Here is a 24568-nt window from a genome sequence, read left to right as displayed (position 1 = left end):
CCCTCACTCCACATTTCCATGAATGAACTGCCCAATGACCTGTTCAAGGTCAATCCCGGCTTCGGTATCTTGAATCGTATCTCCAGGCTTCAGTACCTCTCCAGAACCACCGGGTGATAATTCCATGAATTTTTCACCAATAATACCTCGGGTTTTTATGGACGCAATAGCATCGCTATAGACCTTGACGCCCTCATCAACAGCCAAGGTTACCGACGCATGATAATCTTGTAATTTGATGCCGCGGACTCTCCCTACTTGCACGCCGGCTATTTCAATGGGGGCTCCAGATTTAAGTCCAGATGTGGAAGAGAACTCGGCTTGAACTTCATAATAGTCCCCACCAACCAACTCAAGTTTTCCTAGTTGGACGGCTAAATAACTCAAACAAACCAGCCCAATCAGGACAAACACCCCAACGGAAAATTCAAGACGTCGTTCCATATATGAATTTCCTACCTTCTCCCTTTCCATGCCCAACAGGCAACCTTCGTCACGGGCTTAACCGGACGGAAGTTGCGGGTCCTCAAACTTCTTAAGCAACGCTTCCCTCGTTCACCGAGATAAACTCACGAACTATGGGATCTTTAATAGATTGAAATTCTTTCGATGGAGCCATGGCAATAACTTTGCCGTGTTTCAACATGGCCACCCAATCAGAGATGGCAAAGATTTCAGGAATTTCATGGCTCACCATAACCGCGGTAAACCCAAATACTCGATGCATGGAACGAATTAAATCATGAATCGTCTTAGCCATCAAGGGATCTAACCCGGTCGTCGGTTCATCAAATAGGATAATCTCCGGTCCCATCACCAAGGCACGAGCTAACCCAACGCGTTTTTTCATGCCTCCGCTAAGCTCAGAGGGATGCTTGTGCCCCATTCCCACTAACCCCACGCGCTCCAACAGACCATCGACAATTCGGGGAATGTCAGATTCGGGAGCCAATCCTTTTTCCCGGAGCGGAAAGGCCACGTTATCAAAAACATTCATGGAATCAAACAACGCCGCCGCTTGAAACAACATGGCAAAACGACGACGGACTTCATTGAGGTCTCGATCATTCAGATGGGAAATTTCAACATCATCCACCCAGACTTCACCACGATCCGGTTTCAGTAATCCTATCATGTGTTTCAACAGTACGCTTTTTCCTTCACCGCTCGGACCGATAATGGTGGTGAGTTTCCCCGTGGGTATAATCAGATCCACCCCCTGGAGAATACGTTGCTTGCCAAAATTCTTTTCGACACCTTTTAGAGTAATCATGAATTACACCCAATCATTTGTAGCATCGGGAAGGGATCGAGGACGTCAAATATGAAGACCAAGCCGAATGTGTTCATCAGAGCAAGACCGATGTGAGAAAATAATCCCAGACAAGAATAAACACTGAAGACAAGACCACGGCTTCCGTGGTCGCCTTCCCCAGTCCTTCGGCACTCATCTTCGTAAAATACCCTTTATAACAACAGACCCAGCTGATAATAAGCCCAAAACTTAGAGACTTTATAATGCCCCCATACACATCACGCCATTCCACTGCGGATTCGATGGAACTCCAATAGGATCCTCCGCTCACACCCAATAGCTTCACCCCAACGAGATAGCCGCCATAAATCCCTACGACATCAAAAATAGCCACCAGCAGCGGAACAGCAACCAGAGCGGCTATTATTTTCGGAGAAATCAGATATTGCAAGGAATTAATCGCCATGGTTTCCATGGCATCAATCTGCTCGGTAATCCGCATGATTCCGATTTCCGCCGTCATTGCGGACCCTGACCTGGCGGTTACCATCAAGGATGCCAACACTGGGCCAAGCTCCCTAATCATGCTCAGTGCCACCGCTGATCCTAGCAGCGCTTCTGACCCGAATTTTTGTAAGGAATAGTACCCCTGAAGAGCTAACACCATTCCCGTAAACACGGCAGTAAGAACCACTACAAAAGTGGACTTATATCCAATGAAATGTAATTGTTTGAGAATCTGGTGAAACCGAAAAGGGGGACGAAAAAACCATGCAATGGCACGAAGAAGAAACAACACCATATGGCCCATACTTTGAACGAGCGCTAGCGTACGTTCTCCAATTCCAATTATCCACAGCATCACCTTCTTTGCCCCCAAGACTTTTTCACAGTTGACATGTCTCACGTTGTCTGAGATGGGTGACAAACATTTCAAAAAATCGCGTCAATTCTCTGGAAGCAACCTTCGACTGCTGTCGAAGTCGGTAAACATGCCACCAAAGTGCAGGACGACTCACCATTCGCCAGAGACCCTTCATCCAGAAAGTCGGTGAAAGAAAAAAATTGAACTCTTGCGGTAGAGTTTCATCATTTAAATCCGAAACCGTTCTAATAACTAAAAAAGGAACTTGATATTCCTGTGCCACCGCTGCAATCCCTGCACTTTCCATATCCAAAGCGCTGGCTTGATATTTCTTGGAAAGCGCTCGTTTTTCTGAAGCTGAACAGACAATCCAAGAGACCGACACTAACGCATCCGACACACACTGGAGATTAAGACTCTTTTGAACCCGACGGATAATCGAGGAATATTCTACATTACAATGGTAGGAGAACGACTCCGATCCCTCGGCAGATTCGCCCCTACCCAGGACGACAACATTCGGTATCACCAAGGCCCCAATGGAAGAAGAAATAAGCGCCCCAGCAAAACCAGAAGAAATGGCCAAATCATAATGTGTCCCGGTCAAGATTTGTCGACATGCCTTCTTAGCTTTTTGAAGGCCGATCCCCGTTTGAATCACCGTTGCAGACCCACTGGGCCAATCTACAGTATATTGGCGCAGGCCTTCCGTCTTTTTAGTTCGCCCTCCAGCTAGGGCCTGCTGAATGGCCTGAAATTCCCACCGAGTTGCTGTAAAAATGGCAATCCGTTGCAGGAGGCACTCCAGATTGGGGGTGGAGATTGAGAGTATAGCGATGAAAAAAAATCGCGCGCCGTTATTTCGGCCTTCTGGAGAGTTGGGCCTTATGACGGATTTCTTCCGCCCTGGTACAACCATGGCTTCGGACATTCCGATACATGGCTAACGCCCACATTGGAAAATATTTACTGTATCCATGATATCGAAGATAGAATACACGAGGAAAACCCGTGCCCGTATGAAACGGCTCCTGCCAGGTACCCTCAGATTGCTGATGACGGAGAAGGTAATTGACGCCACGCACGACACTAAGGGAGTCGGCGACACCCGCAGAAAGCAAAGCCATGAGTGCCCAAGCCGTTTGTGACGCGGTGCTTTCGCCTTCGCCAGACCAGGAAGGATCGGCATAGGAGGTACACGACTCGCCCCACCCGCCATCCACATTTTGCTTTGACTCCAACCAGGCCACCGCCTTTTGAATCCAGGGGGAGGACATGTCTTCCCCAATCGCCTCAAGACCGGCCAAGACACACCAGGTCCCGTACAAATAATTCACTCCCCAGCGGCCATACCAGCTGCCATCGTCCTCTTGTTCTTTTCGTAGAAATTCTAAAGCGGGAGCCACCGACGGATGAGATTGGTCATAGCCAAACGTACCCAGCATTTCCAGGCAACGACCCGTTAAGTCCGAGGTCGGAGGATCAAGTAACGCTTGATGGTCTGCAAAGGGAATTCTATTAAAAATTAGTCGATCATTATTCTTGTCATACGCGCCCCATCCACCATTGGAACTTTGCATGGCGAGGGCCCACTCGCTTCCACGCCGAACTGCCTCGTCTACATCAGCCGGATGATGAGGGGAAAGCTTGGTTAACGCGGTCACCACCGCTGCGGTATCATCGACATCAGGATACCACTCATTTTCAAACTGGAAATACCACCCGCCGGGTTTGGCGGACGGTGAAGAAACAATCCAATCGCCCACCGTCGAGGTTTGGCAGGACCGCAACCAAGAAGCGCCCTTAAGAAGTGCAGGATGATCCAAAGGGAGGCCAGCTTCAATAAGCGTATTTAATGTCAGAGCCGTATCCCATACAGGGGAATGACAAGGTTGCATATGAAGCCGATCGAGGCATTGCCCATTTTCAGTAATAGGAGTTTCAATTTCCAACGCTTCAATTTCACGAAGGGCTTTGGCAATGAGAGGATGTGTGGTGGGATAGCCAAGTGCACAAAGGGCAAAAACAGAATTAGCCATGGCTGGATAGATGGCACCGATACCCCCATCGCCTTCCATATGCTCCAGCATCCATGCCTCTGCCTTTTTAATAGCTCTTTTGCGTAATGAATTAATGGGATACTGTTCATAGACTTTCAGAATGCCATCAACCCAAACGAAAAAGTTTCTCCAGCTGCACAAGGAGCGATCCTTTTGGAATGGAGGTTCGACTCGATACTGAACCTGGTCACGTGGAATGAGAAACAGCTCATCAATGCCTTCTTCCGGAGATATTTCGCACGTTCGTCTAAAGGCAAAAATAATGAGCAAGGGAACGATGACAACCCTGGACCAATAGGAAACAGCATAGAGATTAAAATAAAATCCCTTGGGAGCTAAAATGATTTCAGGGGGCATACTCGGGATTCCCCGCCAATCATATTGCCCAAACAACGCCAAGGTGATTTTGGTAAACACATTTGCTGAAACCACTCCCCCCTTGTCCAAAATGACCTGACGGGCTTTTTGCATATAGGGCTCATCCTGAGACACCCCAGCTAATTTGAGTGCAAAATAGGCCTTCACTGAAGCGCTAATATCGATAGGACCCCCATTAAAAATTGGCCATCCTCCATCTTCCAATTGAGTATGCTGTAAATATCGAATGGCTTTTGCTTCTCGTTCCGCATCTGCCAGACCAAGATAGCGGCGAAGCATAAGATATTCTGAGGTCAACGTGGTGTCTGCTTCTAATTCTTCTACCCAAAATCCCTCTTCAACATCCTGCTGGCTCAATAACCAGGCCTTACTTCGCTGCAACGTCTCTTCAATAGCTTCTGCATGGCCAACGGGAGAATGCCCCGATTTCGCGAGGAGGGGCTCAACCATCGGGACGGGATTGGGATTGTCAGAAACAAGTTTCAGGGAAGGACTCTTTCGTTTTCGTGGCCTGGACTTTAATCCGACTTGAACCGAAGTGAAAAAGCTGTCAGATAAACGCCCTAAAATATTCTTAAATAGATCCATGATAGAAGCGCATTTTTAATGAAAATATTGTGAGGGTGGATGCTTAGAACAATCACAATATCAACGACATACGACGAAAACCTACCACATAGGGGTCGACACCTGGTGGCTTATACCAGAGGGGTCGAAGTTGGTCAAGAGAAATGGGATAGGACACGAAGACAACCTTATTCAAGCACCCAACATAATCCCATTTCCGACTAGGCCACATTGTTATGATTGTTGAATAGAGAATTTTTATTATCGGGGAAAGGGTGCGGGCCTGGCCATCAGGACGAAACATCGTTGATGACGTTGACTAAAGTTTTTCCTTCATCAATGGTCCAAACATCACAGGTTGGATCTCCGTCGATATTTCCAATCGCCACAGCGGTAAATCCTGACGTCGACACATTATCAAGCGTCGACGCAGTACAGCCAGGTGGTAGAGTTCCTGAACTCGTATTACCAAGCTCATAGTAATACCGCTGAGAAGATCCGGTCACCGCAAAACCAATGGCATTAAAATCATCAATATAGCTATTATTCTCTGCAAAATAGGCGATTTCCCCGGTATGGATTGCGACGAGATTGCTTTTGGCTTCTGATTGTTTTGCCCTGGCTTGGTACCGCATGAAATTGGGGATGGCGATCGCGGCTAAAATCCCGATAATGGCCACTACGATCATCAGCTCGGTCAAGCTGAACCCCCGTTGAGGATGATTCGTACTGAACATGGGACTCTCCTTTAAGTTGCCGAGTGGATATGGCCTAGAGAAATTCGGCCCTGACCTAGCGTCGATAGAGATCATCGGTAGATTTTAGCCTAACTTAACCTTCGATGTTGGATCTAGCCGATCTGAGCTCTGGTGGGAAATCCCTCGGTGTATTACTCCGCATATTGACTCACCTGGGGCTGGGCCGATGATTCACTGGCGACTCCGGGGTCCCCAAAACCCTCCCCTTTATAGCGATCTTTCAACTTTCCATTGGTGGGATCCAATTTGAGCGATCGCAGCCAGGCTTGTCTCGCATTATCGCGATCATTTTCCTTTAAGTAAATTTCACCCATATGCTCGAAAATCACGGGGTCATCCTTGACTAACTCTGCGGCACGCTTGATTTCATTGAGAGCTTCTTTGATGCGCCCCATTTTAAACAACGCCCAGCCTAAGCTATCGACATAATATCCATTGTCAGGTTTCAGCGCGACTGCTCGTCGGGTTAAGGCTACCGCTTTTTCAATATTGACATCACGATCCGCATAACTATACCCAAGATAATTCAAGGCATCCGCATGATCTGGATTGAGTTCCAATACCGCTTCCATTTCACGAACCACATCGGGGAATCGTCCTACCTTGTCATACGCTGCGCCAAGATTAAATCGTAGATCCACATTTTTAGGATGTCGCTCAAGGCCTTGCTCAAATGTATCCAAAGCCAATCGATGCTTTTCCGATTGAGTATAGGTAAGACCCAACAACAAATGCGGCTCCGCATTTCCAGGATTCAGTTCCACCGCATGGTGGAGATGAGGTACGGCTTCGTCATACCGCTTCAGTCGGTACAATAAATATCCCAGATGAATCCGACTATCATAGAATGTGGGATCTAGGTCAATATTGGTTTGATAGACTTTGATGGCTCGATCAAATTGCTCGGTCTGTTCATGAAGCAAGCCCAAATAATCTCGAACTTGTAACTTTGAAGGATGAAGTTTCACGATACTCGTCATTTCCTCAATGGCTCGGGGAGCATCCTTCATTTCCGCGAAAACCAAAGCTCGGCGCACCTGGGCGTTTAAATCCTCAGGATCATCTTCAATCATAAAGTCTAATTCTTGTAAGGCACGGGAATATTCTTTTTGGCTCAATAGCAATCGAATCAGTTCTTGCCGAAATTTTTTGTGGTGGGGATTTACCTCTGAGAGATATTCCTCGAGAACCAACACGGCTTCTTGCACTTGACCATTTGATTCCAACAATTGAAACAATTCACGGTGTCCCCGCTCAAAATACGGAGCGCGAGCAATAGTTTGCCGATAATTCTCTTTGGCTTCTTCAGTTTTTCCCTGCTCCTGATAGACCTTGCCTAAATAGAAATACCCAATAGGAACATGAGGGGCCAATTCGACACTTCGAGCCATGAAGGTCTCGGCATCAGCCAATTGTTTCATATTCAGTAAAAAGATCCCTTTTTCAAGGTAACTTTGAGAGCGATCAGGACCTTTTTCAATCGCCTGATCAAATAATTCCAGAGCGGACTCGGTTTTCCCCGCACCTGCAAACATTTTAGCCATTTGGGTCAACACCCTAGTATCGCTAAACGCATTCACATCTATTTGTTCCAACAAATCCATGGATTTTTGAATGTTTCCAGAGGTGAAATATAAGCTCGCCATTCGAAACCGCAAATAGGCAGAATTGGGATCGAATTGGAGCCCCGCGCGATACTGCTCAAGGGCTCCAGGGAAATCTTCATCCAGTTCAGCCAAGTACCCTTGCAGAAAATGATAGTAGGCTAACGGGGGAAGTGCGAGTTCAGAAGAAACTGGTTGAGGCATGGATTCTGATGCAGGCTCTGGCACCGCTGCACAGGACACCACGGCCACCGGAACGACTAAAAACGTGACCAGCAAGCGCTCTTGCCACCTCCGGACGAGGGGATGTTTTCGCGGGGATAATAATACCCGATTGAACATGTCGAATTGCCTCCCTTCAAGATTTCCCGGCTGGTTAGGTCACTTCATTTCTAGCAATGTCGGCAAATTTAGCATAGCGGTCATGAAAGAACAGCTGTCGGTCACCAGTGGGACCATTCCGATGTTTTCGGACAAGAATGTCGGCTATACCTTTATCCTCTGTATCAGGATTATAAACCTCGTCGCGATAAATGAACATGACCACATCCGCATCCTGCTCAATCGCTCCAGATTCCCGAAGATCTGATAGAACCGGCCGTTTATCCGTCCGATTTTCCACTGCACGGCTCAACTGAGAAAGGGCCACGACTGGAATATTGAGCTCCTTGGCCAAAGCTTTCAGGGCACGACTAATATCCGAAATTTCTTGCTGGCGAGATTCCGAATCACTCCGCCCTTGCATTAATTGTAAATAATCAATGATCAGCAAATCTAGACCATGCTCCGCAATGAGGCGCCTGGCCTTTCCTCGCATTTGTTGCACAGTGAGAGCCCCGGAATCATCGATAAAGATTTTGGCCCGCTCAAGCCGGTCAGCCGCATCACAGAGATAGCGCCAATCTTTTTCCGTCAATTGGCCAGTCCGCAAAGCATGGGAATCCAGCGAAGCCTGTGAACTCAGCATCCGCAGGACTAACTGCGCCTTGGACATTTCCAAGCTAAAAATCCCCACCGACATTTCCGCTCTGATCGCGGCATGTTCTGCCATACTCAATGCAAGGCTGGTTTTTCCCATGCTGGGACGACCCGCAATAATAATGAGATCTGAGGCTTGGAGCCCTGCTGTGATTTCATCTAATTCCGTAAACCCTGTCGGGACACCCGTGATTTTTTCTTTCCGGTTATATAACCGATCGACAATCTCGATACTTTCCTTAATGATTTGATTCACCGGGACAAAGGAGCGTCCCAATCGACCTTGGGCAAGTTGAAAGATTTCTCGTTCCGCATATTCTAACAAATCATCGGATTGGCCAACCTCATCATAGCCCCTCGTGACCACTTCTGTTGCCGTTCGGATCAACCCGCGTAACAAGGCTTTTTCACGAACAATTTTGCAGTGATAACGAATATTGGACGCACTCGGGACGGCCTGAACCAGCTCGGCCACATAGGCTCCTCCCCCCACTTGCTCTAGCTGTCCCTTGGATTTCAGCAGTGCGGTTAAAGTAATTTGGTCCACGACTTCATTAGATTCGGATAATTCGACCATGGCCTGATAGATCATCCGATGGGACCCTCGATAAAAGTCTTCTTCTGTGATGACCTCAAAGGCCTTGCTCAGGGAGGTATTATCCAACAATATGGCGCCAAGAACCGACTGTTCAGCTTCAAGGTTCTGAGGAGGGAGACGAAGTTCGGAGTGATCAGTCTGAGGCATGAGTTTCCTTCTGAATCAAGCCCGGTAACTCTTCAAGCCGAAGAGTTCGTTGTGGATTCCCTTTCGCTCCCATGCGAATGGCGACAAAGGCTTGAGACTTGGTACGAGGGTGACCTAACAAGACCAACCAACCAACAGAAGCTTCCATGGCTCGCTTCCGAGCCACTCGATTCTGCGAAGAGGCTGGACTCGATAATGTCTCCTGAAGCACGGTCAATCCTTTGGATCGAAGATATTGCGCCGCCTTAAATGCCTCCCCATAACGAACGTGAGGAGACATGAGTAGCACCGATGAGGAAGATAAAATTTGCTCGCTGCTAACATGATCCAATGCATGAAACACCCGGTCGATATCCAAGGCAAATCCCGTTGAAGGCAATTCCCGGCCAAACCGACCGATCAAGTGATTATAACGCCCGCCTCCTCCTAATTCACAGCCGACTTTCCCTGAAAATACATCGAATACAATGCCATCATAGTAATCAAAGCCACGAAATTCTCCGAGATCCAAAAGAAGATGCTCTTGAATCCCTGTACCTTCGAGCAATCGATACACTTGCGTGAGCCGTTCGATTGGTTTCACAAGACGCAAATCCCGACCGGCTACCCGACGACCCCATTCCAATACCTCCTCCCGGCCATATCGTCCCGGTGCCTCAAGAATAGCCTTGGACAGAGTGGATGGGACCTTTTCCCATTTGAGGATTCGCTCAAGATTGGGAATATCCTTGTGGGCAGCCGCAATCTCGGCTTGTTTTTGTCCTTGAGGCGACATGCCTGACTTGGCCAACAACCCTTGGTAAAAGCCCACATGGCCGAGAGAGACTTTGAAGTCCGAGACTCCTAAAGTTTTCAAGGATTCCACGAGAAGGGTCAGGATTTCAGCATCCATCGAAGCCTGATCCACCCCAATAAGCTCCACGCCTAACTGAAACACCTCTCGCTCTCGTCCCGCATGTTCGGGTTCATAACGAAATACTGTGGTGCGGTAACTTAGGCGAAGTGGAAGGCCTTGCCCTGCCATTCCCATAGCCACGATTCTCGCAATTTGGGCCGTCACATCCGGACGAAGCACGAGAATCCTTCCCGTGGTCCAATCCGCAAACTTATAACATTTTTCAAGGGTTTCGGCAGGTAAGCCCGTCGAGAGGACGTCAAGATATTCAAATGTCGGGGGAATGATTTCGCGATACCCCCAACGACCGAAGCCTTCAAAAATCATGGCTTCCAGATGTCGAACCCGCTGTGCGGCATCCGGCAGCAAGGTGGCCATGCCCATGGGAATAAGGGAGCGAGTGGGATTGCCTAGCAGAAAGGACCGGCGTTCCACGGGTTGAGGTTGACGAGAAGCCATGGAACGTATCGTGGGGTTACGGCGACTGGGTCAAATCAACAAGTCGCACGGACAAAATATCTTTTTCTTGCTTAATCGTTTCGATGACTTTGGGTGGAGGTGGACCATCCATGCCAATGATCAACAAAGCATTCTCACCTTTTTTGGCCCGAGCACATTGCATGCGCGCAATGTTGACGTCAAACTGGCCAAGTATTTGGCCTACCATCCCAATGACTCCAGGACGATCAACATTATAAATCAGCAACATATAGCCTTCGGGAATGACTTCAACAGGATAGGCATTGCTTTCCACAATGCGAGGATCTTTTTTATGAATTAATGTTCCCGCCAAACGATGCGTCTGTTTTCCCGCCTCCACATGAATTCGAATGAGGCTAGTATATTCACCAGCATCACTACTTTTAATTTCTTTCACTTCGATGCCACGTTTTTTGGCAATGAACGGTGCATTGACGGTATTGACCACTGTTTCCAAAATCGGCGACAGCAAGCCCTTCAGCACGGCCACCGTGAGAGGAGCCACCGTTAAATTGGACACTTCGCCACAATATTCAACGGTTATTCCCTCAATTGCCCCATCAATAAGTTGTGCTTGAAATAATCCCATCCGCTCGGCTAGGCCCAGATAGGGTTGCAGCATAGGCAGGGCTTCCGGTGGAACCGAAGCAATATTGACAGCTCCGCGAGCCACACCTTTTTTGAAATAATCAACGAATTGCTCGGCAATGGCGATAGCTACATTTTCCTGGGCCTCTTCAGTCGAGGCTCCGATGTGGGGAGAGCAAATAAAATTATCCAGCGAGAGTAACGGATGATCCGGCTTCACCGGCTCTTCTTCAAACACATCGAACGCTGCCGAAGCCACTTTTTTACTTTGCAACGCGTCAAACAAATCTTGCTCGTTGACAATTCCTCCACGCGCGCAATTAACGATCATGACCCCATCTTTCATTTGCTGAAAGGCCGCGGCATTAATAATGGACCGAGTTTCATTGGTGAGCGGCGTATGTACGGAAATAATGTCGGACCGCCGAAATAATTCAGGCAATTCCACCAGTTCAATACCGAGTTCTTTCGCCCGTTCAGAAGCCAGAAAAGGATCGTAACCAATGACATTCAGAGAAAGCCCCTGCGCGAGCTTGGTCACCACGGTTCCAATTTGTCCGAGACCGACAAGACCAAGGGTCTTGTTATAGAGTTCCGTGCCCATGAATTTACTTTTTTCCCACTTGCCGGCTTTAGTCGAGGCAGTGGCTTGAGGTATTTTTCTGCTCATGGCCACCAGCATGGCAATCGTATGTTCAGCCGTTGTGATTGTATTCCCACCCGGGGTATTCATCACCACAATGCCGCGACGAGTTGCAGCCTCTTTATCCACATTATCCAAACCCGATCCGGCACGTCCGATGATTTTCAGTTGAGCCCCGGCCTCAATGACCTCCGCGGTTACCTTGGTTGCCGACCGTACAATGATGCCATCATAGTTTTTGATTTCCTCGAGCAATTCTTCTTTGCTCAATTTCGTCTTAACATCCGCGGTATACCCAGCCTGTTGCAGAACTTCTACGCCACGTGTCGATAAACTATCACTCACCAGAATCTTCATATAATCTTCCCTATTCTTTCACTCAGATCTGAAACAATGTATTCCCCTGACACCCTTAATGCTCGCTGCGAGGATTAGGCTTTCCGTTTCTCAAAATCCGCCATATAGCTAATGAGGGCATCTACTCCCGCTTCCGGCATGGCGTTATAAATACTGGCTCGCATGCCACCCACTGACCGATGTCCTTGGAGGGTCGTTAATCCAGCAGCCTCCGCACCGGCCAGAAACTCTTTATCCAATTCAGCATTCGCCAGGATAAAGGTCACGTTCATCCAGGAGCGTGAGGCCTTTTCCACCGGATTGCTATAGAAACTAGAATTATCGATTGCCGCATAGAGCTTCTGAGCCTTGCGTTCATTGACCTTGGCCATCGCTGAAAGCCCGCCTTGAGTTTTGAGCCACTTAAACACCAATCCTGCCAAATACACCCCAAAGGTTGGTGGGGTGTTTAACATGGAATCCGCTTCGGCTTGCTTCGCATAATCAAAGGGACTTGGGGTAATCGGCAACACATTCCCAATGAGGTCGTCCCGCACAATGACTAGGGTCAACCCCGCTGGACCAATATTTTTTTGCGCACCAGCGTAAATCAGGCCAAATTTGCTAACATCAATCGGTCTTGACAAAATTGTGGAAGAAAAATCCGCGACCAGTGGCACATCGCCGGTCTTGGGAATCCAGTGAAATTCAACGCCTTCAATCGTTTCATTGGGCGTGTAATGGACATAAGCCGCGTCCTGACTCAGGGACCAACGTTCATTCGGCGGAATCGAAGTAAATTTATCTCCATCAGGCGAAGCCGCAAGGTTCACCGTACAATATTTCTTCGCCTCGCTGATCGCTTTTTTCCCCCAAGACCCCGTTAATACGTAATCCGCCTTGGATTTCCCACGTAACAGGTTCATGGGAATAGTCGCGAATTGCGCCGTTGCCCCACCCTGTAAAAAAAGCACCTTGTAATTGGTAGGAATACTTAATAGCTCACGGACATCATTTTCCGCTTCGGCATGAACTGACACGAATTCTTTACCCCGATGGCTCATCTCCATAATGGAAGCCCCAGCACCATGCCAATTCGACAATTCCTCTTGAGCTTGCTGTAACACCGCCTCCGGTAACATGGCCGGTCCAGCACTAAAATTATATTTTCTACCCATACAATTCTTTCTCCAAATTTTGTAACACTCCCAATATCTCCAACATCAGCCCCACACAGAGTATCGTCATCGACGATCTACGCTTTGTGATAAAACCCGAATAGATCCTACGCAAAATTTACCTCAAAACCAAGAAAATCTTCTTCCTATCAAATCTGTTAAACTGGGAAAACAGAGGATCGAGTCACGGTGCAGTTTGGAAGGAACCTACGCTACCACTACACCCTCATGGGGGTCAAGGATTGTGAGTGCCACCCGTCACAATAGAAGGCTATGCCCAATACCTCATTCCTTCTCTCTTGTCTTCCCAAGGCCGGTTTGCATACAATGCGGACCGCCAGGCATCGGAAAGGAAAAAACAACCGGTTATTTATGATGATGAACGGGTTACGATTCGAACGGCGAGCAGAAGGTGATTATTATAAGGTGTTGTTGCACATTGGCAGCACCTATGTGCCGGTCAGCGATGAAGACGTCGAAGAATTGAAAAAACAAAGCGCGATTCTGGGCGACAAGCTGCTTGAATTTTTCTTAGATCGCGTCGGGTATTCATCCTACCTAAAAGACCAAATCAAGGCCGAACTCGGCAAACTCGGGGACCCACCGAAACAAATCACTTCACTTCGACAGTCGATTCAGGACATTTAGAATCTTCGTGTAGAGTGAAGCACCCAAGAAGTGTTTCTTCTGTTGCCCATTTATTATTCCTAACAATCTATTTTTTTGCGCTTCACGCCTACTAGTTAACGCATCACAACTTAATCGTGATACCCGCCCACAATCTTGTCAATAAAATTCAAAATGGCTGTTTTCTTGGTGGGATCTTTTTCCAATTGTAACGCCCGCTGGAAATGGTCGCCGGCCAGATCTGGTTTACCCTTTCTGTCATACACGCGACCCACGCCGAACGTGGCTTGGGCATCATCGGGATTGGACTTCAATGCAGTACTAAAATTATCCAAGGCTTCATCCACTCTACCTTTTTCCATGAGAATCCACCCAACGGCGGTAGCAGCCGGGGCAAACTCCTTGTTGATCCGTAGTGTCTCCTGATATTCCCGAAGGGCCATATCCATCCGCCCCTTTTGTTCATAGACTCCCGCTAAGGCAAAGTGAAGTTCGGCATCTTCCGAATTTAATTCCAGGGCCGTTTTATATTCCTTTATCGCCGCATCAATTTTACCTTGTTCGGCCAACGCACAGGCCAGATTACTATGTCCCAAGGTTTCGTCCGGCCTAAGTTTAATGATTTCCCTATATTGCGGAATGGCCATTTCCAATTGACCATGCTCTTGATAGGCCACTCCTAAATTTAACCGTGCAGCGATATAATTCGGATCTAGTTTGACGGCCTGACGATAGGCCTTGATCACTTGATCCGTCTTTCGCATCCATTGATAAATTTGGGCTTGAAAAAAATAAGGAAAGGGGGACTCTGGCCTCAGGCGGGACGCCTCTTGATAACTTTCCAAAGACTTCTCCGACTGCCCGGATTGTGCGAGAAACAATCCAAGAAATAAGTGCACATAGCCTTCGCGTGGATATTTCTCAAGCAGACCATCCACCCAGGCCCGCACTTGCTGAATATCCTCTTCCTCATGAAGCGATTTGGCGTGCATTTTCCACGCTAGGGCAAACTCTCCCCTCAAGAGATGAAGCACATTCAGCACAAAAAATGCGGGAGGACCAGCGGATTCGGATTGGGACCATTGCGTGGCCACATCCCAGGCTTGCTCCCAATTACCTTGGGTAATGGCGTCCTCAACTTTCGCCCCGTCAGACATGTTGTTCTCGTAATATATTCATGAATGATTGTAACTCCTACCTATTATCATCGTGTGAGAGTATCTTCGACATCAGGAGGCGTGGCTTGGATCAACTCCCCTAGGTAGGGATATTGCTCCGTCATTTTTTTCTTCATCAGCCAAGCAATGGTCCGATACGACCAATGGCCCTTGACCCCAGAGCGCAGTTGCGAAATGTACTCGGCTTCCGCGTAATCCATTTTAAACAAGCAGCGCACTTTGAAACCAAAGGGGATTGCATAAATCGCAGACTCTTGATCCAGCCCGCGCATACGTTCCAAGTCTTGCTTCACCGCATCCATGGCCAATTGATAATCCCGGTCCAATCCTGCTTCGACCAACGGTTTGGGCATATCGTACCCATGCATGGTTGTGAAATTCTGTTGCACTTGCTGACAACGACGATGGCGGTGCATATCGCGCCACCCGCCTATATCCATCAGCACATCAAAAATTAAGGGATACCCACATCGAAATTCCTTAATCAGTTCATCATAGGGACCTCGGTGTCGATAGGCGACTTGAATGGTCTCTTCTTTTTCCTCAATCGACATGCCTTGCACCACCTCCAAGATACTGCGATACGGCGCATGACTTGCCCGATACAGCAGGGTCGCAACTAATTCATCTTGCAAAGGATGGGGTTCAATTAAATCCACAGGGTCATTTCGATGAGCCCAGGCTGTTGGGGTATCAAGGCCCGCTTTTCTCAACACCTTCTTGGCATAGCGTTGGAGATCTCGATATACCTCCGCTTGATACGCATTGGCATTCGCATGACGTGCTAAGGTAGGAGCGAGGGGTTCGAGTCCAGAACCATCACTTCCGCAAAGCGTGGGCCAAACATCCGAGGGCCGCTTCGCACAGGCATCTTTTAATTCTTCCCCAATAGCTTTTAATTCCGGCAACTGCGCTGAAAGCAGGCGGGTAATTTGTTTTTCCAATGTACGAATACTCACCACCTGACCCACATTCGTTTTCGCAGCCAGCGGCAACAGGTACCGCGTGACATCAAAAGTACGCGCAGCAATGGTTCGGTCATAATCACTTTGCTTCATCGCATCGGGCTTGGGGGATTGTTCGCGAAGAAACTGCTGTAAGGGGTTGTGAAAGGTCTGGTACAGATTAAAAAGGCTGCCCAACACGCCACGATACAGCGCCTCGGTTTCCGTGCCTTCGATATTCGAGGGCATGTAACACCCGGATACCGCAAAATTTTGGTAGCGACTCGACTTGGCCTGCCCATCCCACAACGGTTCGTCTTCCACACGAATCGCAGCTAATTCGGAAATATTTTCCAAGGAGATCGTCACATGCCCAAGATCGGCAATGGAGCCATGACCATAGGCAAAATAAAATTGTTCCCAAAACTTTTCCGACGAATGACCGTGGACCCACTGTAAGCTCTCTTCAATGGAATCCGGAGACCGGCTATACCGCGCCAGGGCATACGCCGATTTTTCCGGCGGCATCGGAGCCAGGACGACAATCCGACGCGTAGCTTTTTCCTTATCTGACATGGGGCAAAATCCTCCTACTGTCCTCCATTGGAAATCCAGAGGGCATCAAAGCGGTTCACTATAGTCAGCCGACGATTCGATCTCAAGTCGTCCCTTTTTCAACCCGAACTATTGTAAGAAAAAACCCTTGCAACCCCTTATACTGACGGCTACACTCCGCCGGCAATAAAGAATGTCTTTTTGTACTTATCTACATACACCCGTTCCAATAAACCAAGCCGCCGCAAAGAAAGCTGATCAACACAGGCATGATTAGCAACGATCAACAATCCATCCATGGTCAATGGTCCTCACGTTGGACTTTTATCATGGCCGCAACTGGCGCAGCCGTAGGGCTGGGAAACATCTGGAAATTTCCATACCTCACAGGAATTCATGGTGGCAGCGCTTTTGTGTTGGTCTATATCCTCTGCGTAGCCGCGTTAGGCATTCCCATGATGATGGCGGAAGTCATGATAGGAAGGCGGGGACGCCAAACACCGATCAACACCATGCGTGCGCTGGCTCAGGAAAACAACGCCAGCCAAAGCTGGCAACTCATCGGATGGAGCGGAACCCTTGCCGGCATGCTCATCCTTTCCTATTACAGCGTAATCGGAGGATGGACGATTGGGTATATCATCCATTCCGCTACGGGGAGTTTCTCCGGCCTGAACGGAGAGGGGGCATCGGCTCTTTTCCAAGAATTTGTCGGAAGTCCATTGATTCAAGTGGGCTGGCATACGCTATTCATGATCATCACCATGTATATTGTTGGCCGAGGGGTTCAAAGCGGACTAGAAAAAGCCGTGACCTACCTCATGCCCGCGCTTTTTGTGCTACTGCTCACTCTCGTGGGATACGCCATGACAACCGGATATTTCATGAAAGGGTTGGCCTTTTTATTTACTCCAGACTTCAGCCATTTCTCAGGAACAAGTATGCTTACCGCTATGGGGCAAGCATTTTTCAGCCTGAGCCTGGGCATGGGAACCATCATGATTTACGGCTCATATGTGCCCAAGGGCACATCCATCGCAAGTACCTCCGTGGCCATTGCTCTTGCCGATTCCATGGTCGCCCTTCTTGCGGGCATGGCGATTTTTCCCATCGTATTTGCAAATACGCTCGAACCCGGAGCCGGGCCCAGCCTTATTTTTGAGACCATCCCTGTGGCTTTCGGGCACATGGCCGCGGGCATGTTGTTTGGTACATTGTTTTTTGTGCTGCTTCTGGTCGCTGCTTGGACGTCTTCGATTTCACTCATTGAACCTGCTGTTACCATGATGATCGAAAATTTCAACATGACTCGGAAACAAGCCGCGCTGTGGACCGGATTGGCTACCTGGCTTCTGGGACTGGGCACGGCCTTTTCCTTTAATCTCTGGACCAACGTCAAAGTCTTTGGAATGACCTTTTTCGATCTCCTCGACTTCCTAACGTCTAACCTCATGCTCCCCATAGGTGGGATTGGCATTGCGATCTTTGCTGGCTGGCTCATGACTAAGGACACCAGTCATGCCGAACTGAATATGAACACTGAGGCTGGCTATTCCCTTTGGCAGATCCTCATTCGCTTCATCGCCCCCATTGCGGTCTCCATCGTACTAATTCATGCCATTGGCGTGTTTTAATTTCAGAACTTATTCCACCGTAAAGATTTCCATCACCCGTTCAGCGCCCACAGACTCCAAAGCTTTACAGCTCGCCTGGTTTTCACCATGAACACGCGCGCACATGAATGGATTTTCTTCAAGGAGCATATTCTGAGAGGCAAGAGCGTAGAGGTGTTTGGCCAAACCCTGACCTCGAAGATCAGGCCGAACAAAAATACACGGAATATTCCAGCATTGAGGAATCAACAATTCTGCGTCACTGCCCCGAGCCCAAGATATAACAGCCGCCATTCCCCTAACATCGTGGAGAGTGAGAATTCCTCCAGTTCTCAGGCAAGACTCCAGACTGTTCTTGAGTGATGAAATTTCGGAGTCTGCTTTTGAAGCTGAGATGTCTCGATTCAATTCTTGGAACAGGTCTGGCCACCATTCATCCAATCCTTGATTCAAGGCGCAAGAAAATTGGTTGAATTTTGTCACCGACGGCACATCGGGCCGAGTGCAACCCCAATCGGCCACATAGGCACATTCCGCCAACCGCGCTGACTCCCACCCCGGAAGAATTGAAGCACATCGATGCCGCGGAGACAGGGGAATCCAAATAGCGGCGAAAGGGAAAGGCCACCGAGTTTTGATGGCCTCAATTAATGTTTTTAGGTCACCAGGGTCAGAGACAAACCACTGCTCCACATAGGCAATGGGTTCACGAGTGATATTGGCGACACGGGGAGATACGATGCCCCCCCATTGAGCATCCTCACCTAAATACTTAGGAAGGAGTTGTTCGAAGGATGGCACCTGGTACAAATCCAACATGGAAGAAAGCAAGTCTGGCGATATTAACTCAGCCCTAGGCGTGATCGAACACTGAAACAACCCATCCCAGCGGTGAGATAAACGCACGGTCGAGGCACGGTCAATGATGGGAGGAAGGGAGGTGAGATATTCTTCGCGGAATTTCTGGATGATATCCTGAGAGAGATTCATGATGTTTTTATTCCCTACTTTGGGGAGGGGGAGTGGGACAATATGAGGGAAAGAAAATTTATGCACCCATCGCGTTTTGGATGCAATAGGTCAGCAGGAGTTCAATTTCTTTCTTTTGAAGCGCTTGCAACTCGGGTTTAATTTCCGGAGTTTCCCCACGCTCACATTCCATGCACAAATCGATAAAACGGCCAGGGACCCATGAGCCCGATTGAACAATGATGTCAAAGACAGTCAGGGATGCTAATTCTTCCAGGGTTTCCTGACTCCCTAATTGTTTCAAAACAGGATGAAGTCCTACACGACGAAACCAATATTTGGCATTGCCAGGATCTGGTTCTCGCCGGTGAACGATGCCATGCCAATAACTCCCCTCGACGGTATCGAGGTCCTGCGCAATGGCATGGGCCTCTTCCCAGGCATCCAAGCCCACACACAAACCTGCCTTCACTGCCTCTGCCATTGATTGGTTCTGAACGGCCGAACCAAGCAGTTTATCTAATGGGGCATTCTGAATGTCTCGAATGAGGCTGGACTGACTTGGTGTCCCTTGAATAAGGCCCAACCTAGGAAGTCGGGATTCCATCTCATTGTAGAAGTGGAATCCCGAAGTTGAGGACGGGAAGGGGTTCATGAAAGACAAGTTATCTAGGCGGGACCACCCGGCTAATCAAAATAGTAAGACACACCAAGGAGCCCGAGCACGGCATTGATCCCAGTGTTTCTCGAGCCAATATTGGCATTGGAGATATGATGCAATCGAAGAGCGCCGGTGAGCGCAAAGTTTTGAGTCAAGAAATATTGAAGCCCTGGACCCGTTTCAAGCAAAAATTCAAAGGGCGTGCTTTGCTCAGGAATTCGTGGGGCTAAATCCGTCCAAGAAACACCCATGCCAAAATCCCAATAGGGCATCAAACGACCAAAAGCCAAAAAGTTATATCGTCCCACGATAGAAAATCCTGCCAACGAGGCACTAAAGGGTTCAAAGAAATGGGCCCCAACTGGTTCGGCGAGAACCTCGATGGCCCCACTGAAATAGCCCGCTTCAATTTTGTCCGTGACAACAACCCCGATCTGTGGAAGGACAAACACCGCACTTCGGTTAGAGGACACGGCATTCCCCAATCCCGTGAACGCTTGCCAATATCCAGACTGGATACCCAATTCAATGGTCCCAAATTTAATGACATTCTGCGCTTCCACCGCTGCCAAAGAATGAGCCGGGATGCTACTCAGAATTCCCAATAACAAAAGAATGCCTAGCCAACGATGCCAAAAAATATTCATGTGTTTCCTTACCCAACACGGCCACATCCTGCAGCCATTTAATTCTTGACAAACTCTTGGGGCGGCATCTTACAGATCTCAAAAAGAGCAATCAACACTTTGATTGCAAGAAAATTTTCAAAAATGACGAAAAGACAAACAAGAACCTGCGATCAAACATCGCAAGACCCCCAACCACTCCAAAGGGTATGGATCCCGTCCATGGACGAACGCACTCGACACGGCTATGCACGCCTTGTCCGCGATTTGGCAGACCTGAACCATCACGACCGTTTCCAGGAAATGCTGAAACGGGCCTATGGAGCTATGGACGAACTTGGTCGACTTATTCAACGGGCCCGGAACATTGGAAGTGATCAGGAAGAGAATACTCACCGGGATTAACCCTATTTTTTGCGAAATCTTATGGTGGGCTTAGATCCTGGGCTTAAAGAGCCCCCTACAACCGCTCCCAACCTCGCCCTTCATATCCAAAGGTAAACATATTTGGATGAAAGATTTCTGCCAAAACTTCGATTGAGTCGACCAGCCGAGGTCCTGGACGATTAAAATATTGATTTCCATCCGTGAGAAACACTTTTTTTTGTTGTACTGCCTTGAGGTCCTTCCACCCCGGACGATCAGTCAACAAATGAATTTCTTTGCGCGTCCGTGCAATGGAAAATCCGCAAGGGAGCAATAATAGAATATCGGGATCTTCCTGTTGAACCGATTCCCACGTAATCCACGGTGCATGTTCTCCTGCCTGCCCAAATACGTTCTGTCCGCCAGCGTAGTTAATCAGTTCGGGCATCCAATTGGCCGATGCCATTAAAGGGTTTAGCCATTCAATACATATGACTGTCGGTCGAGTGGTGATCCGTTCCGTTTGTGAACTGATCGACTTCACGCGCTGTTGATATTGAACAATCAGTTCTTCACCGACTTGGGACCGCCTCAGAGCCTGCGCCACTCGCCGAATATCATTCCATACATCGGACAATTGATTCGGCGAAAGCGACACGATGGAGGGTCGAGTCCCACCCCACCCTTCGACTAATTCCTCCACTTCCGCCAAACTGACCGCACAAACTTCACACTGTGCCTGTGTGAGAATACAATCAGGTCGTAAGTCCCGAAGTTGCTGGGCCTCAATACGATATACCGACACCGCCTCACGCAGGAGATTTTTTACCCGAGTATCAATTTCTTGGCTGCTGCCTTGAGGATCGAATTTGGGTGAAGTACATATCGGAAGATGGTTTACATTCGGAGGGAAATCGCATTCATGCGAGCGGCCCACCAAATCATCTTGAGCGCCTAGGGCACAGACAAGCTCAGTGGCACTTGGGATTAATGACACCACACGTGGCATTCAGGCACTTCCTTGAACAATTGGAGAATATTGACGGCGTTTGAATCCTAGGGAGACATGACCCTTTGCGCAAGTCTAAAGATCTCTCCCACATTTGTTGACTACTTCCCAGGGTTGGATGATGCTGAGAAGAATCACGAGCCCATATCCGATTTTCTGATTACGATTCGCATTTCCCTCTATTATTGTGATCCCAGATTGTTAGGTTGAATGGCATCCTCGCTGAAATCCTTCATGTCCAAATTTTTGTTCTTCTTGCTCGGATTCATCTTGTTTCTTCCTTTGCTCAACCTTCTGTTGGGTCTCCATCCGTTGACGTTTAAGACCGATGTAGATCCGAGTCATTTTGGGCTGGCCTATGAACCTGTCGAATTTACCACGGCGGATCATTTGGTCATCCGTGGTTGGTTTATTCCAGCATCCCCTTCAGCCCCCACACCCACTCAAAAATCCCTAAAAACTATTCCTACCATAGTTGTGGGACATGGCTACCCATTCGACAAAGCCAATATTCTGAGACACGTCCTCTTTTTACACCAAAGGTTTCATTTGCTCTTGATGGATTTTCGATATTTCGGGGAAAGCGAAGGCTGGATCACTACGGTAGGCATTCGAGAACCACTCGACGTGAAAGCCGCTCTGGACTATCTAAATCAACGCGGCGATATCGATACGACCCGAATCGGGGCCATGGGCTTTTCAATGAGTGCGGCAATTTTTGTGTTAACTCAAGATCCACGCATTCGAGCCATTGTTGCGGACAGTCCCTACGCCTCGCTCGCCAAAATCGTAGAGCACCAGTATTTCTTCGTGCCCCGCCCCTTAAATAATTTCATGGTCAACCTCACCGGTCTGTACGCCCGAATGCTCTTCGGATTGGAAATGGATCACGCATCACCTGAAAAAACTGTGCACACCCTCGAGACCCCTCTCTTACTCATTCATGGAGAAGACGACTCCCAAATCCAAACCGATCATTCCCAGGCAATTTTCACTAACGCGAATCAAACTCACACGACCCTTTGGCTCATTCCAGGAGCAGACCATGGACAGGCACATGCAATAGCAGGATTTCACTACGAACTCCGAGTCTTGGACTTCTTTACCGCCCACCTGAACTAATTGTTTCAATCGTTCGATAACGATTTACTTTTCCTAATTTATCTGGACGTTACCAATGACTATCTTTCCCAAATTCATTGCCCTCCTTAATTCAGAAATTCAGAAAGAGGTGTCAGGAAAATTTTCACTAGACGTTGACGTAAGATTCCTCCGGTTACCATTTGATTTTGTGAGGCTTTTCTTTTTTCATTGAGTTCCCTTTTCCATACGTCAAAAGACTTATCAATTGCCATTGCCCACCGAACCAACTGATTTTCCAGCTATCTTTACGTGAACCATCCTGGTAATAGGCCATAACCTGTCGGTATCCCTTACAATAGTTTTGCCTTTGCCCGATGTTACCTCACAACTTTGTTCTAAATTCTCCATCAGTATCCGACATCAATTGACACAAACATTTGTCAGGAACACCAAACACCTAGAGTTCCACGCGCTGCGCGGGAAATGGCACACCTTATGCTTTATGTCATGGCAAGACGCCAAACGAACCGGAACACAAACTGTTCGTAACTTACTCACTCATTCTCAAGGAGGTCCGCCATGATCAACTTCTCACACATTAAGAAAACTGCCCTTTCCTTCTTCGCCATGTCCGCCCTGTGCTTGGCCATGACAACCCAAGCCCAAGCCACCGCCGTCGATGTTGAATTACAGCTCCTCGTGGACATTTCTGGCAGTGTGGATAGCACCGAATTCGCCCTGCAACGAACTGGCTATATCAATGCGTTTAAAAGCGCCGCTGTCCAAACGGCCATCAGCAATGGGACCATTGGATCGATAGCCGTTCAATTAATATATTGGTCCGGAAGTGGCCAACAATCAGTGGCCGTGGATTGGATGGAAATGAACAGTTTGGCTTCTGCCAACACTTTTGAAACCACTCTCCTTGCCGCCGGGCGCCCATATTCAGGACTCACCGCCCCAGGTTCCGCGATTAACTTCGGGGTCGGTGAATTTAGCGGCAATGGTTTCGATGGCGCGCTCCAGGTTATGGACGTATCCGGAGATGGCACGCAGAACAATGGCGCCTCGACCAGCGCAGCTCGCAACGCAGCCCTGTTAGCAGGAATCGACCAAATCAACGGTTTACCCATCGGTGGATCGAGTTTAGAAACTTGGTACCAAAACAATGTCCAAGGTGGGACAGATTCCTTTGTGATCTTGGCTGGCAGTTTTGCGGACTTCCAAGCAGCCATTGAGCAAAAACTCGTATCGGAAATTAGCGGCAACCCCGTGCCCGAACCTTCAACGATGATCCTCTTGGGATCAGGCTTGATCGGGTTGGTTGGCTATCGTATGAAAAAACAAGCGTAAGACACGAACCCCGGATTGTTCTTAAAAAAACGGCCGGCTTGGACTTTCATCCAAGCCGGCCGTTTTCATTTCGCCTCTCGGTTTCCTTAATCACTTTATCCCCTCTTGTCGCCATCCTTACTAGGCATGTTGATTTGGATTGGTATTTGTTTTTTATGGATGATTGAGAACCTCCCTGATTGTGGCACTCTCCTAGAATAACCCTGTCAGGAATTTTTCCCACTCCCCCCTCCATCTAACTACGTCATTTCGCG

At 48.4% G+C, this 24568-nt stretch carries 23 protein-coding genes; 5 read left to right on the top strand and 18 right to left on the bottom strand.

Annotation, left to right across the window (positions count from 1 at the left end; genetic code table 11):
* Nucleotides 1-3: 3 nt before the first annotated feature.
* The 11 genes from mlaD to serC all read right to left on the bottom strand — a co-directional run bounded on the left by mlaD (nucleotide 4) and on the right by serC (nucleotide 13330).
* Entirely contained in the window at nucleotides 4-444 is a 441-nt protein-coding gene (mlaD, locus tag PPG34_RS14415; protein WP_313834114.1) for an outer membrane lipid asymmetry maintenance protein MlaD, read from the bottom strand.
* A gap of 91 nt (nucleotides 445-535) precedes the next feature.
* Nucleotides 536-1273: an ABC transporter ATP-binding protein gene (locus PPG34_RS14410; RefSeq protein WP_313834113.1), complete on the bottom strand. Its 738-nt coding sequence runs from the start codon at nucleotides 1271-1273 to the stop codon at nucleotides 536-538.
* A 76-nt stretch (nucleotides 1274-1349) separates the two neighbouring features.
* Entirely contained in the window at nucleotides 1350-2117 is a 768-nt protein-coding gene (locus PPG34_RS14405; RefSeq protein WP_313834112.1) for an MlaE family ABC transporter permease, read from the bottom strand.
* 25 nt (nucleotides 2118-2142) lie between these two features.
* Nucleotides 2143-3039, bottom strand: coding sequence for a 5'-methylthioadenosine/S-adenosylhomocysteine nucleosidase family protein (locus PPG34_RS14400; RefSeq protein ID WP_313834111.1), 897 nt, complete (start codon nucleotides 3037-3039; stop codon nucleotides 2143-2145).
* Entirely contained in the window at nucleotides 2978-5146 is a 2169-nt protein-coding gene (gene shc / locus PPG34_RS14395) for a squalene--hopene cyclase (RefSeq protein ID WP_313834110.1), read from the bottom strand. Before shc ends, PPG34_RS14400 begins: the two co-directional genes overlap by 62 nt.
* A gap of 269 nt (nucleotides 5147-5415) precedes the next feature.
* A complete protein-coding gene (locus PPG34_RS14390) occupies nucleotides 5416-5862 on the bottom strand; it encodes a type IV pilin protein (protein ID WP_313834109.1) in 447 nt (148 codons plus the stop codon).
* A gap of 152 nt (nucleotides 5863-6014) precedes the next feature.
* On the bottom strand, nucleotides 6015-7829 hold the full coding sequence (locus PPG34_RS14385; RefSeq protein ID WP_313834108.1) for a tetratricopeptide repeat protein: 1815 nt from the start codon (nucleotides 7827-7829) through the stop codon (nucleotides 6015-6017).
* A gap of 34 nt (nucleotides 7830-7863) precedes the next feature.
* The gene (gene dnaB / locus PPG34_RS14380; protein WP_313834107.1) at nucleotides 7864-9210 is read right to left on the bottom strand and encodes a replicative DNA helicase; all 1347 of its coding nucleotides are present in this window, start codon (nucleotides 9208-9210) and stop codon (nucleotides 7864-7866) included.
* Nucleotides 9197-10564, bottom strand: a complete 1368-nt coding sequence (hisZ, locus tag PPG34_RS14375; protein WP_313834106.1) for an ATP phosphoribosyltransferase regulatory subunit — start codon at nucleotides 10562-10564, stop codon at nucleotides 9197-9199. Before hisZ ends, dnaB begins: the two co-directional genes overlap by 14 nt.
* A gap of 16 nt (nucleotides 10565-10580) precedes the next feature.
* Nucleotides 10581-12173: a phosphoglycerate dehydrogenase gene (gene serA / locus PPG34_RS14370; RefSeq protein WP_313834105.1), complete on the bottom strand. Its 1593-nt coding sequence runs from the start codon at nucleotides 12171-12173 to the stop codon at nucleotides 10581-10583.
* Nucleotides 12174-12247: 74 nt separating this feature from the next.
* Nucleotides 12248-13330 (bottom strand): 3-phosphoserine/phosphohydroxythreonine transaminase, encoded by a 1083-nt coding sequence (gene serC, locus PPG34_RS14365; RefSeq protein ID WP_313834104.1) that lies wholly within the window; start codon nucleotides 13328-13330, stop codon nucleotides 12248-12250.
* 327 nt (nucleotides 13331-13657) lie between these two features.
* On the opposite strand from serC, the gene PPG34_RS14360 reads away from it, so the two are divergent.
* The gene (locus PPG34_RS14360) at nucleotides 13658-13978 is read left to right on the top strand and encodes a hypothetical protein (RefSeq protein ID WP_313834103.1); all 321 of its coding nucleotides are present in this window, start codon (nucleotides 13658-13660) and stop codon (nucleotides 13976-13978) included.
* 110 nt (nucleotides 13979-14088) lie between these two features.
* Here PPG34_RS14360 and PPG34_RS14355 read toward each other — a convergent pair whose 3' ends face one another.
* The 3 genes from PPG34_RS14355 to PPG34_RS14345 all read right to left on the bottom strand — a co-directional run bounded on the left by PPG34_RS14355 (nucleotide 14089) and on the right by PPG34_RS14345 (nucleotide 16933).
* Nucleotides 14089-15114, bottom strand: a complete 1026-nt coding sequence (locus PPG34_RS14355; RefSeq protein ID WP_313834102.1) for a tetratricopeptide repeat protein — start codon at nucleotides 15112-15114, stop codon at nucleotides 14089-14091.
* 47 nt (nucleotides 15115-15161) lie between these two features.
* On the bottom strand, nucleotides 15162-16655 hold the full coding sequence (locus PPG34_RS14350; RefSeq protein WP_313834101.1) for an FAD-dependent thymidylate synthase: 1494 nt from the start codon (nucleotides 16653-16655) through the stop codon (nucleotides 15162-15164).
* A gap of 149 nt (nucleotides 16656-16804) precedes the next feature.
* Nucleotides 16805-16933: a hypothetical protein gene (locus tag PPG34_RS14345; RefSeq protein ID WP_313834288.1), complete on the bottom strand. Its 129-nt coding sequence runs from the start codon at nucleotides 16931-16933 to the stop codon at nucleotides 16805-16807.
* Here PPG34_RS14345 and PPG34_RS14340 point away from each other — a divergent pair.
* On the top strand, nucleotides 16907-18268 hold the full coding sequence (locus tag PPG34_RS14340) for a sodium-dependent transporter (RefSeq protein WP_420888104.1): 1362 nt from the start codon (nucleotides 16907-16909) through the stop codon (nucleotides 18266-18268). The two genes, PPG34_RS14345 and PPG34_RS14340, sit on opposite strands and share 27 nt — an antisense overlap.
* A gap of 9 nt (nucleotides 18269-18277) precedes the next feature.
* Here the strand turns inward: PPG34_RS14340 and PPG34_RS14335 are convergent, their stop codons facing one another.
* The 3 genes from PPG34_RS14335 to PPG34_RS14325 all read right to left on the bottom strand — a co-directional run bounded on the left by PPG34_RS14335 (nucleotide 18278) and on the right by PPG34_RS14325 (nucleotide 20524).
* Nucleotides 18278-19237, bottom strand: coding sequence for a GNAT family N-acetyltransferase (locus PPG34_RS14335; RefSeq protein WP_313834099.1), 960 nt, complete (start codon nucleotides 19235-19237; stop codon nucleotides 18278-18280).
* A gap of 58 nt (nucleotides 19238-19295) precedes the next feature.
* A complete protein-coding gene (locus PPG34_RS14330) occupies nucleotides 19296-19823 on the bottom strand; it encodes a hypothetical protein (RefSeq protein ID WP_313834098.1) in 528 nt (175 codons plus the stop codon).
* An 80-nt stretch (nucleotides 19824-19903) separates the two neighbouring features.
* Nucleotides 19904-20524, bottom strand: a complete 621-nt coding sequence (locus tag PPG34_RS14325; protein WP_313834097.1) for an acyloxyacyl hydrolase — start codon at nucleotides 20522-20524, stop codon at nucleotides 19904-19906.
* Nucleotides 20525-20725: 201 nt separating this feature from the next.
* Here PPG34_RS14325 and PPG34_RS14320 point away from each other — a divergent pair, with 201 nt between their 5' ends.
* Nucleotides 20726-20908 (top strand): hypothetical protein, encoded by a 183-nt coding sequence (locus PPG34_RS14320; protein ID WP_313834096.1) that lies wholly within the window; start codon nucleotides 20726-20728, stop codon nucleotides 20906-20908.
* Between the two features lie 55 nt (nucleotides 20909-20963).
* Here PPG34_RS14320 and PPG34_RS14315 read toward each other — a convergent pair whose 3' ends face one another.
* Complete coding sequence (locus tag PPG34_RS14315) at nucleotides 20964-21878, bottom strand: cobalamin-binding protein (RefSeq protein WP_313834095.1); 915 nt, start codon at nucleotides 21876-21878, stop codon at nucleotides 20964-20966.
* A 234-nt stretch (nucleotides 21879-22112) separates the two neighbouring features.
* Between PPG34_RS14315 and PPG34_RS14310 the strand changes: the two genes are divergently transcribed.
* Together PPG34_RS14310 and PPG34_RS14305 are read left to right on the top strand one after the other, a co-directional pair.
* Nucleotides 22113-23000, top strand: coding sequence for an alpha/beta hydrolase (locus PPG34_RS14310; RefSeq protein ID WP_313834094.1), 888 nt, complete (start codon nucleotides 22113-22115; stop codon nucleotides 22998-23000).
* A 540-nt stretch (nucleotides 23001-23540) separates the two neighbouring features.
* Nucleotides 23541-24314 carry a DUF1194 domain-containing protein gene (locus PPG34_RS14305; RefSeq protein WP_313834093.1) on the top strand — a complete coding sequence of 258 codons (774 nt, stop codon included), beginning with the start codon at nucleotides 23541-23543 and terminating at the stop codon, nucleotides 24312-24314.
* Nucleotides 24315-24568: the final 254 nt, after the last annotated feature.

It is taken from the genome of Candidatus Nitronereus thalassa, assembly GCF_032191465.1.
In the GTDB taxonomy this organism is placed as follows: Bacteria; Nitrospirota; Nitrospiria; order Nitrospirales; family UBA8639; genus Nitronereus; species Nitronereus thalassa.
The sequence above is the reverse complement of the archived record's forward strand: the minus strand, read 5'-3'. Positions and strand labels throughout refer to the sequence as shown.

Bases quoted from the DNA above. Each gene is read 5' to 3' on its own strand.
- mlaD (WP_313834114.1), bottom strand. From the start codon at position 444: ATGGAACGACGTCTTGAATTTTCCGTTGGGGTGTTTGTCCTGATTGGG.
- PPG34_RS14410 (WP_313834113.1), bottom strand. From the start codon at position 1,273: ATGATTACTCTAAAAGGTGTCGAAAAGAATTTTGGCAAGCAACGTATT.
- PPG34_RS14405 (WP_313834112.1), bottom strand. From the start codon at position 2,117: ATGCTGTGGATAATTGGAATTGGAGAACGTACGCTAGCGCTCGTTCAA.
- PPG34_RS14400 (WP_313834111.1), bottom strand. From the start codon at position 3,039: ATGGTTGTACCAGGGCGGAAGAAATCCGTCATAAGGCCCAACTCTCCA.
- shc (WP_313834110.1), bottom strand. From the start codon at position 5,146: ATGGATCTATTTAAGAATATTTTAGGGCGTTTATCTGACAGCTTTTTC.
- PPG34_RS14390 (WP_313834109.1), bottom strand. From the start codon at position 5,862: ATGTTCAGTACGAATCATCCTCAACGGGGGTTCAGCTTGACCGAGCTG.
- PPG34_RS14385 (WP_313834108.1), bottom strand. From the start codon at position 7,829: ATGTTCAATCGGGTATTATTATCCCCGCGAAAACATCCCCTCGTCCGG.
- dnaB (WP_313834107.1), bottom strand. From the start codon at position 9,210: ATGCCTCAGACTGATCACTCCGAACTTCGTCTCCCTCCTCAGAACCTT.
- hisZ (WP_313834106.1), bottom strand. From the start codon at position 10,564: ATGGCTTCTCGTCAACCTCAACCCGTGGAACGCCGGTCCTTTCTGCTA.
- serA (WP_313834105.1), bottom strand. From the start codon at position 12,173: ATGAAGATTCTGGTGAGTGATAGTTTATCGACACGTGGCGTAGAAGTT.
- serC (WP_313834104.1), bottom strand. From the start codon at position 13,330: ATGGGTAGAAAATATAATTTTAGTGCTGGACCGGCCATGTTACCGGAG.
- PPG34_RS14360 (WP_313834103.1), top strand. From the start codon at position 13,658: ATGCGGACCGCCAGGCATCGGAAAGGAAAAAACAACCGGTTATTTATG.
- PPG34_RS14355 (WP_313834102.1), bottom strand. From the start codon at position 15,114: ATGTCTGACGGGGCGAAAGTTGAGGACGCCATTACCCAAGGTAATTGG.
- PPG34_RS14350 (WP_313834101.1), bottom strand. From the start codon at position 16,655: ATGTCAGATAAGGAAAAAGCTACGCGTCGGATTGTCGTCCTGGCTCCG.
- PPG34_RS14345 (WP_313834288.1), bottom strand. From the start codon at position 16,933: ATGGATGGATTGTTGATCGTTGCTAATCATGCCTGTGTTGATCAGCTT.
- PPG34_RS14335 (WP_313834099.1), bottom strand. From the start codon at position 19,237: ATGAATCTCTCTCAGGATATCATCCAGAAATTCCGCGAAGAATATCTC.
- PPG34_RS14330 (WP_313834098.1), bottom strand. From the start codon at position 19,823: ATGGAATCCCGACTTCCTAGGTTGGGCCTTATTCAAGGGACACCAAGT.
- PPG34_RS14325 (WP_313834097.1), bottom strand. From the start codon at position 20,524: ATGAATATTTTTTGGCATCGTTGGCTAGGCATTCTTTTGTTATTGGGA.
- PPG34_RS14320 (WP_313834096.1), top strand. From the start codon at position 20,726: ATGGACGAACGCACTCGACACGGCTATGCACGCCTTGTCCGCGATTTG.
- PPG34_RS14315 (WP_313834095.1), bottom strand. From the start codon at position 21,878: ATGCCACGTGTGGTGTCATTAATCCCAAGTGCCACTGAGCTTGTCTGT.
- PPG34_RS14310 (WP_313834094.1), top strand. From the start codon at position 22,113: ATGTCCAAATTTTTGTTCTTCTTGCTCGGATTCATCTTGTTTCTTCCT.
- PPG34_RS14305 (WP_313834093.1), top strand. From the start codon at position 23,541: ATGATCAACTTCTCACACATTAAGAAAACTGCCCTTTCCTTCTTCGCC.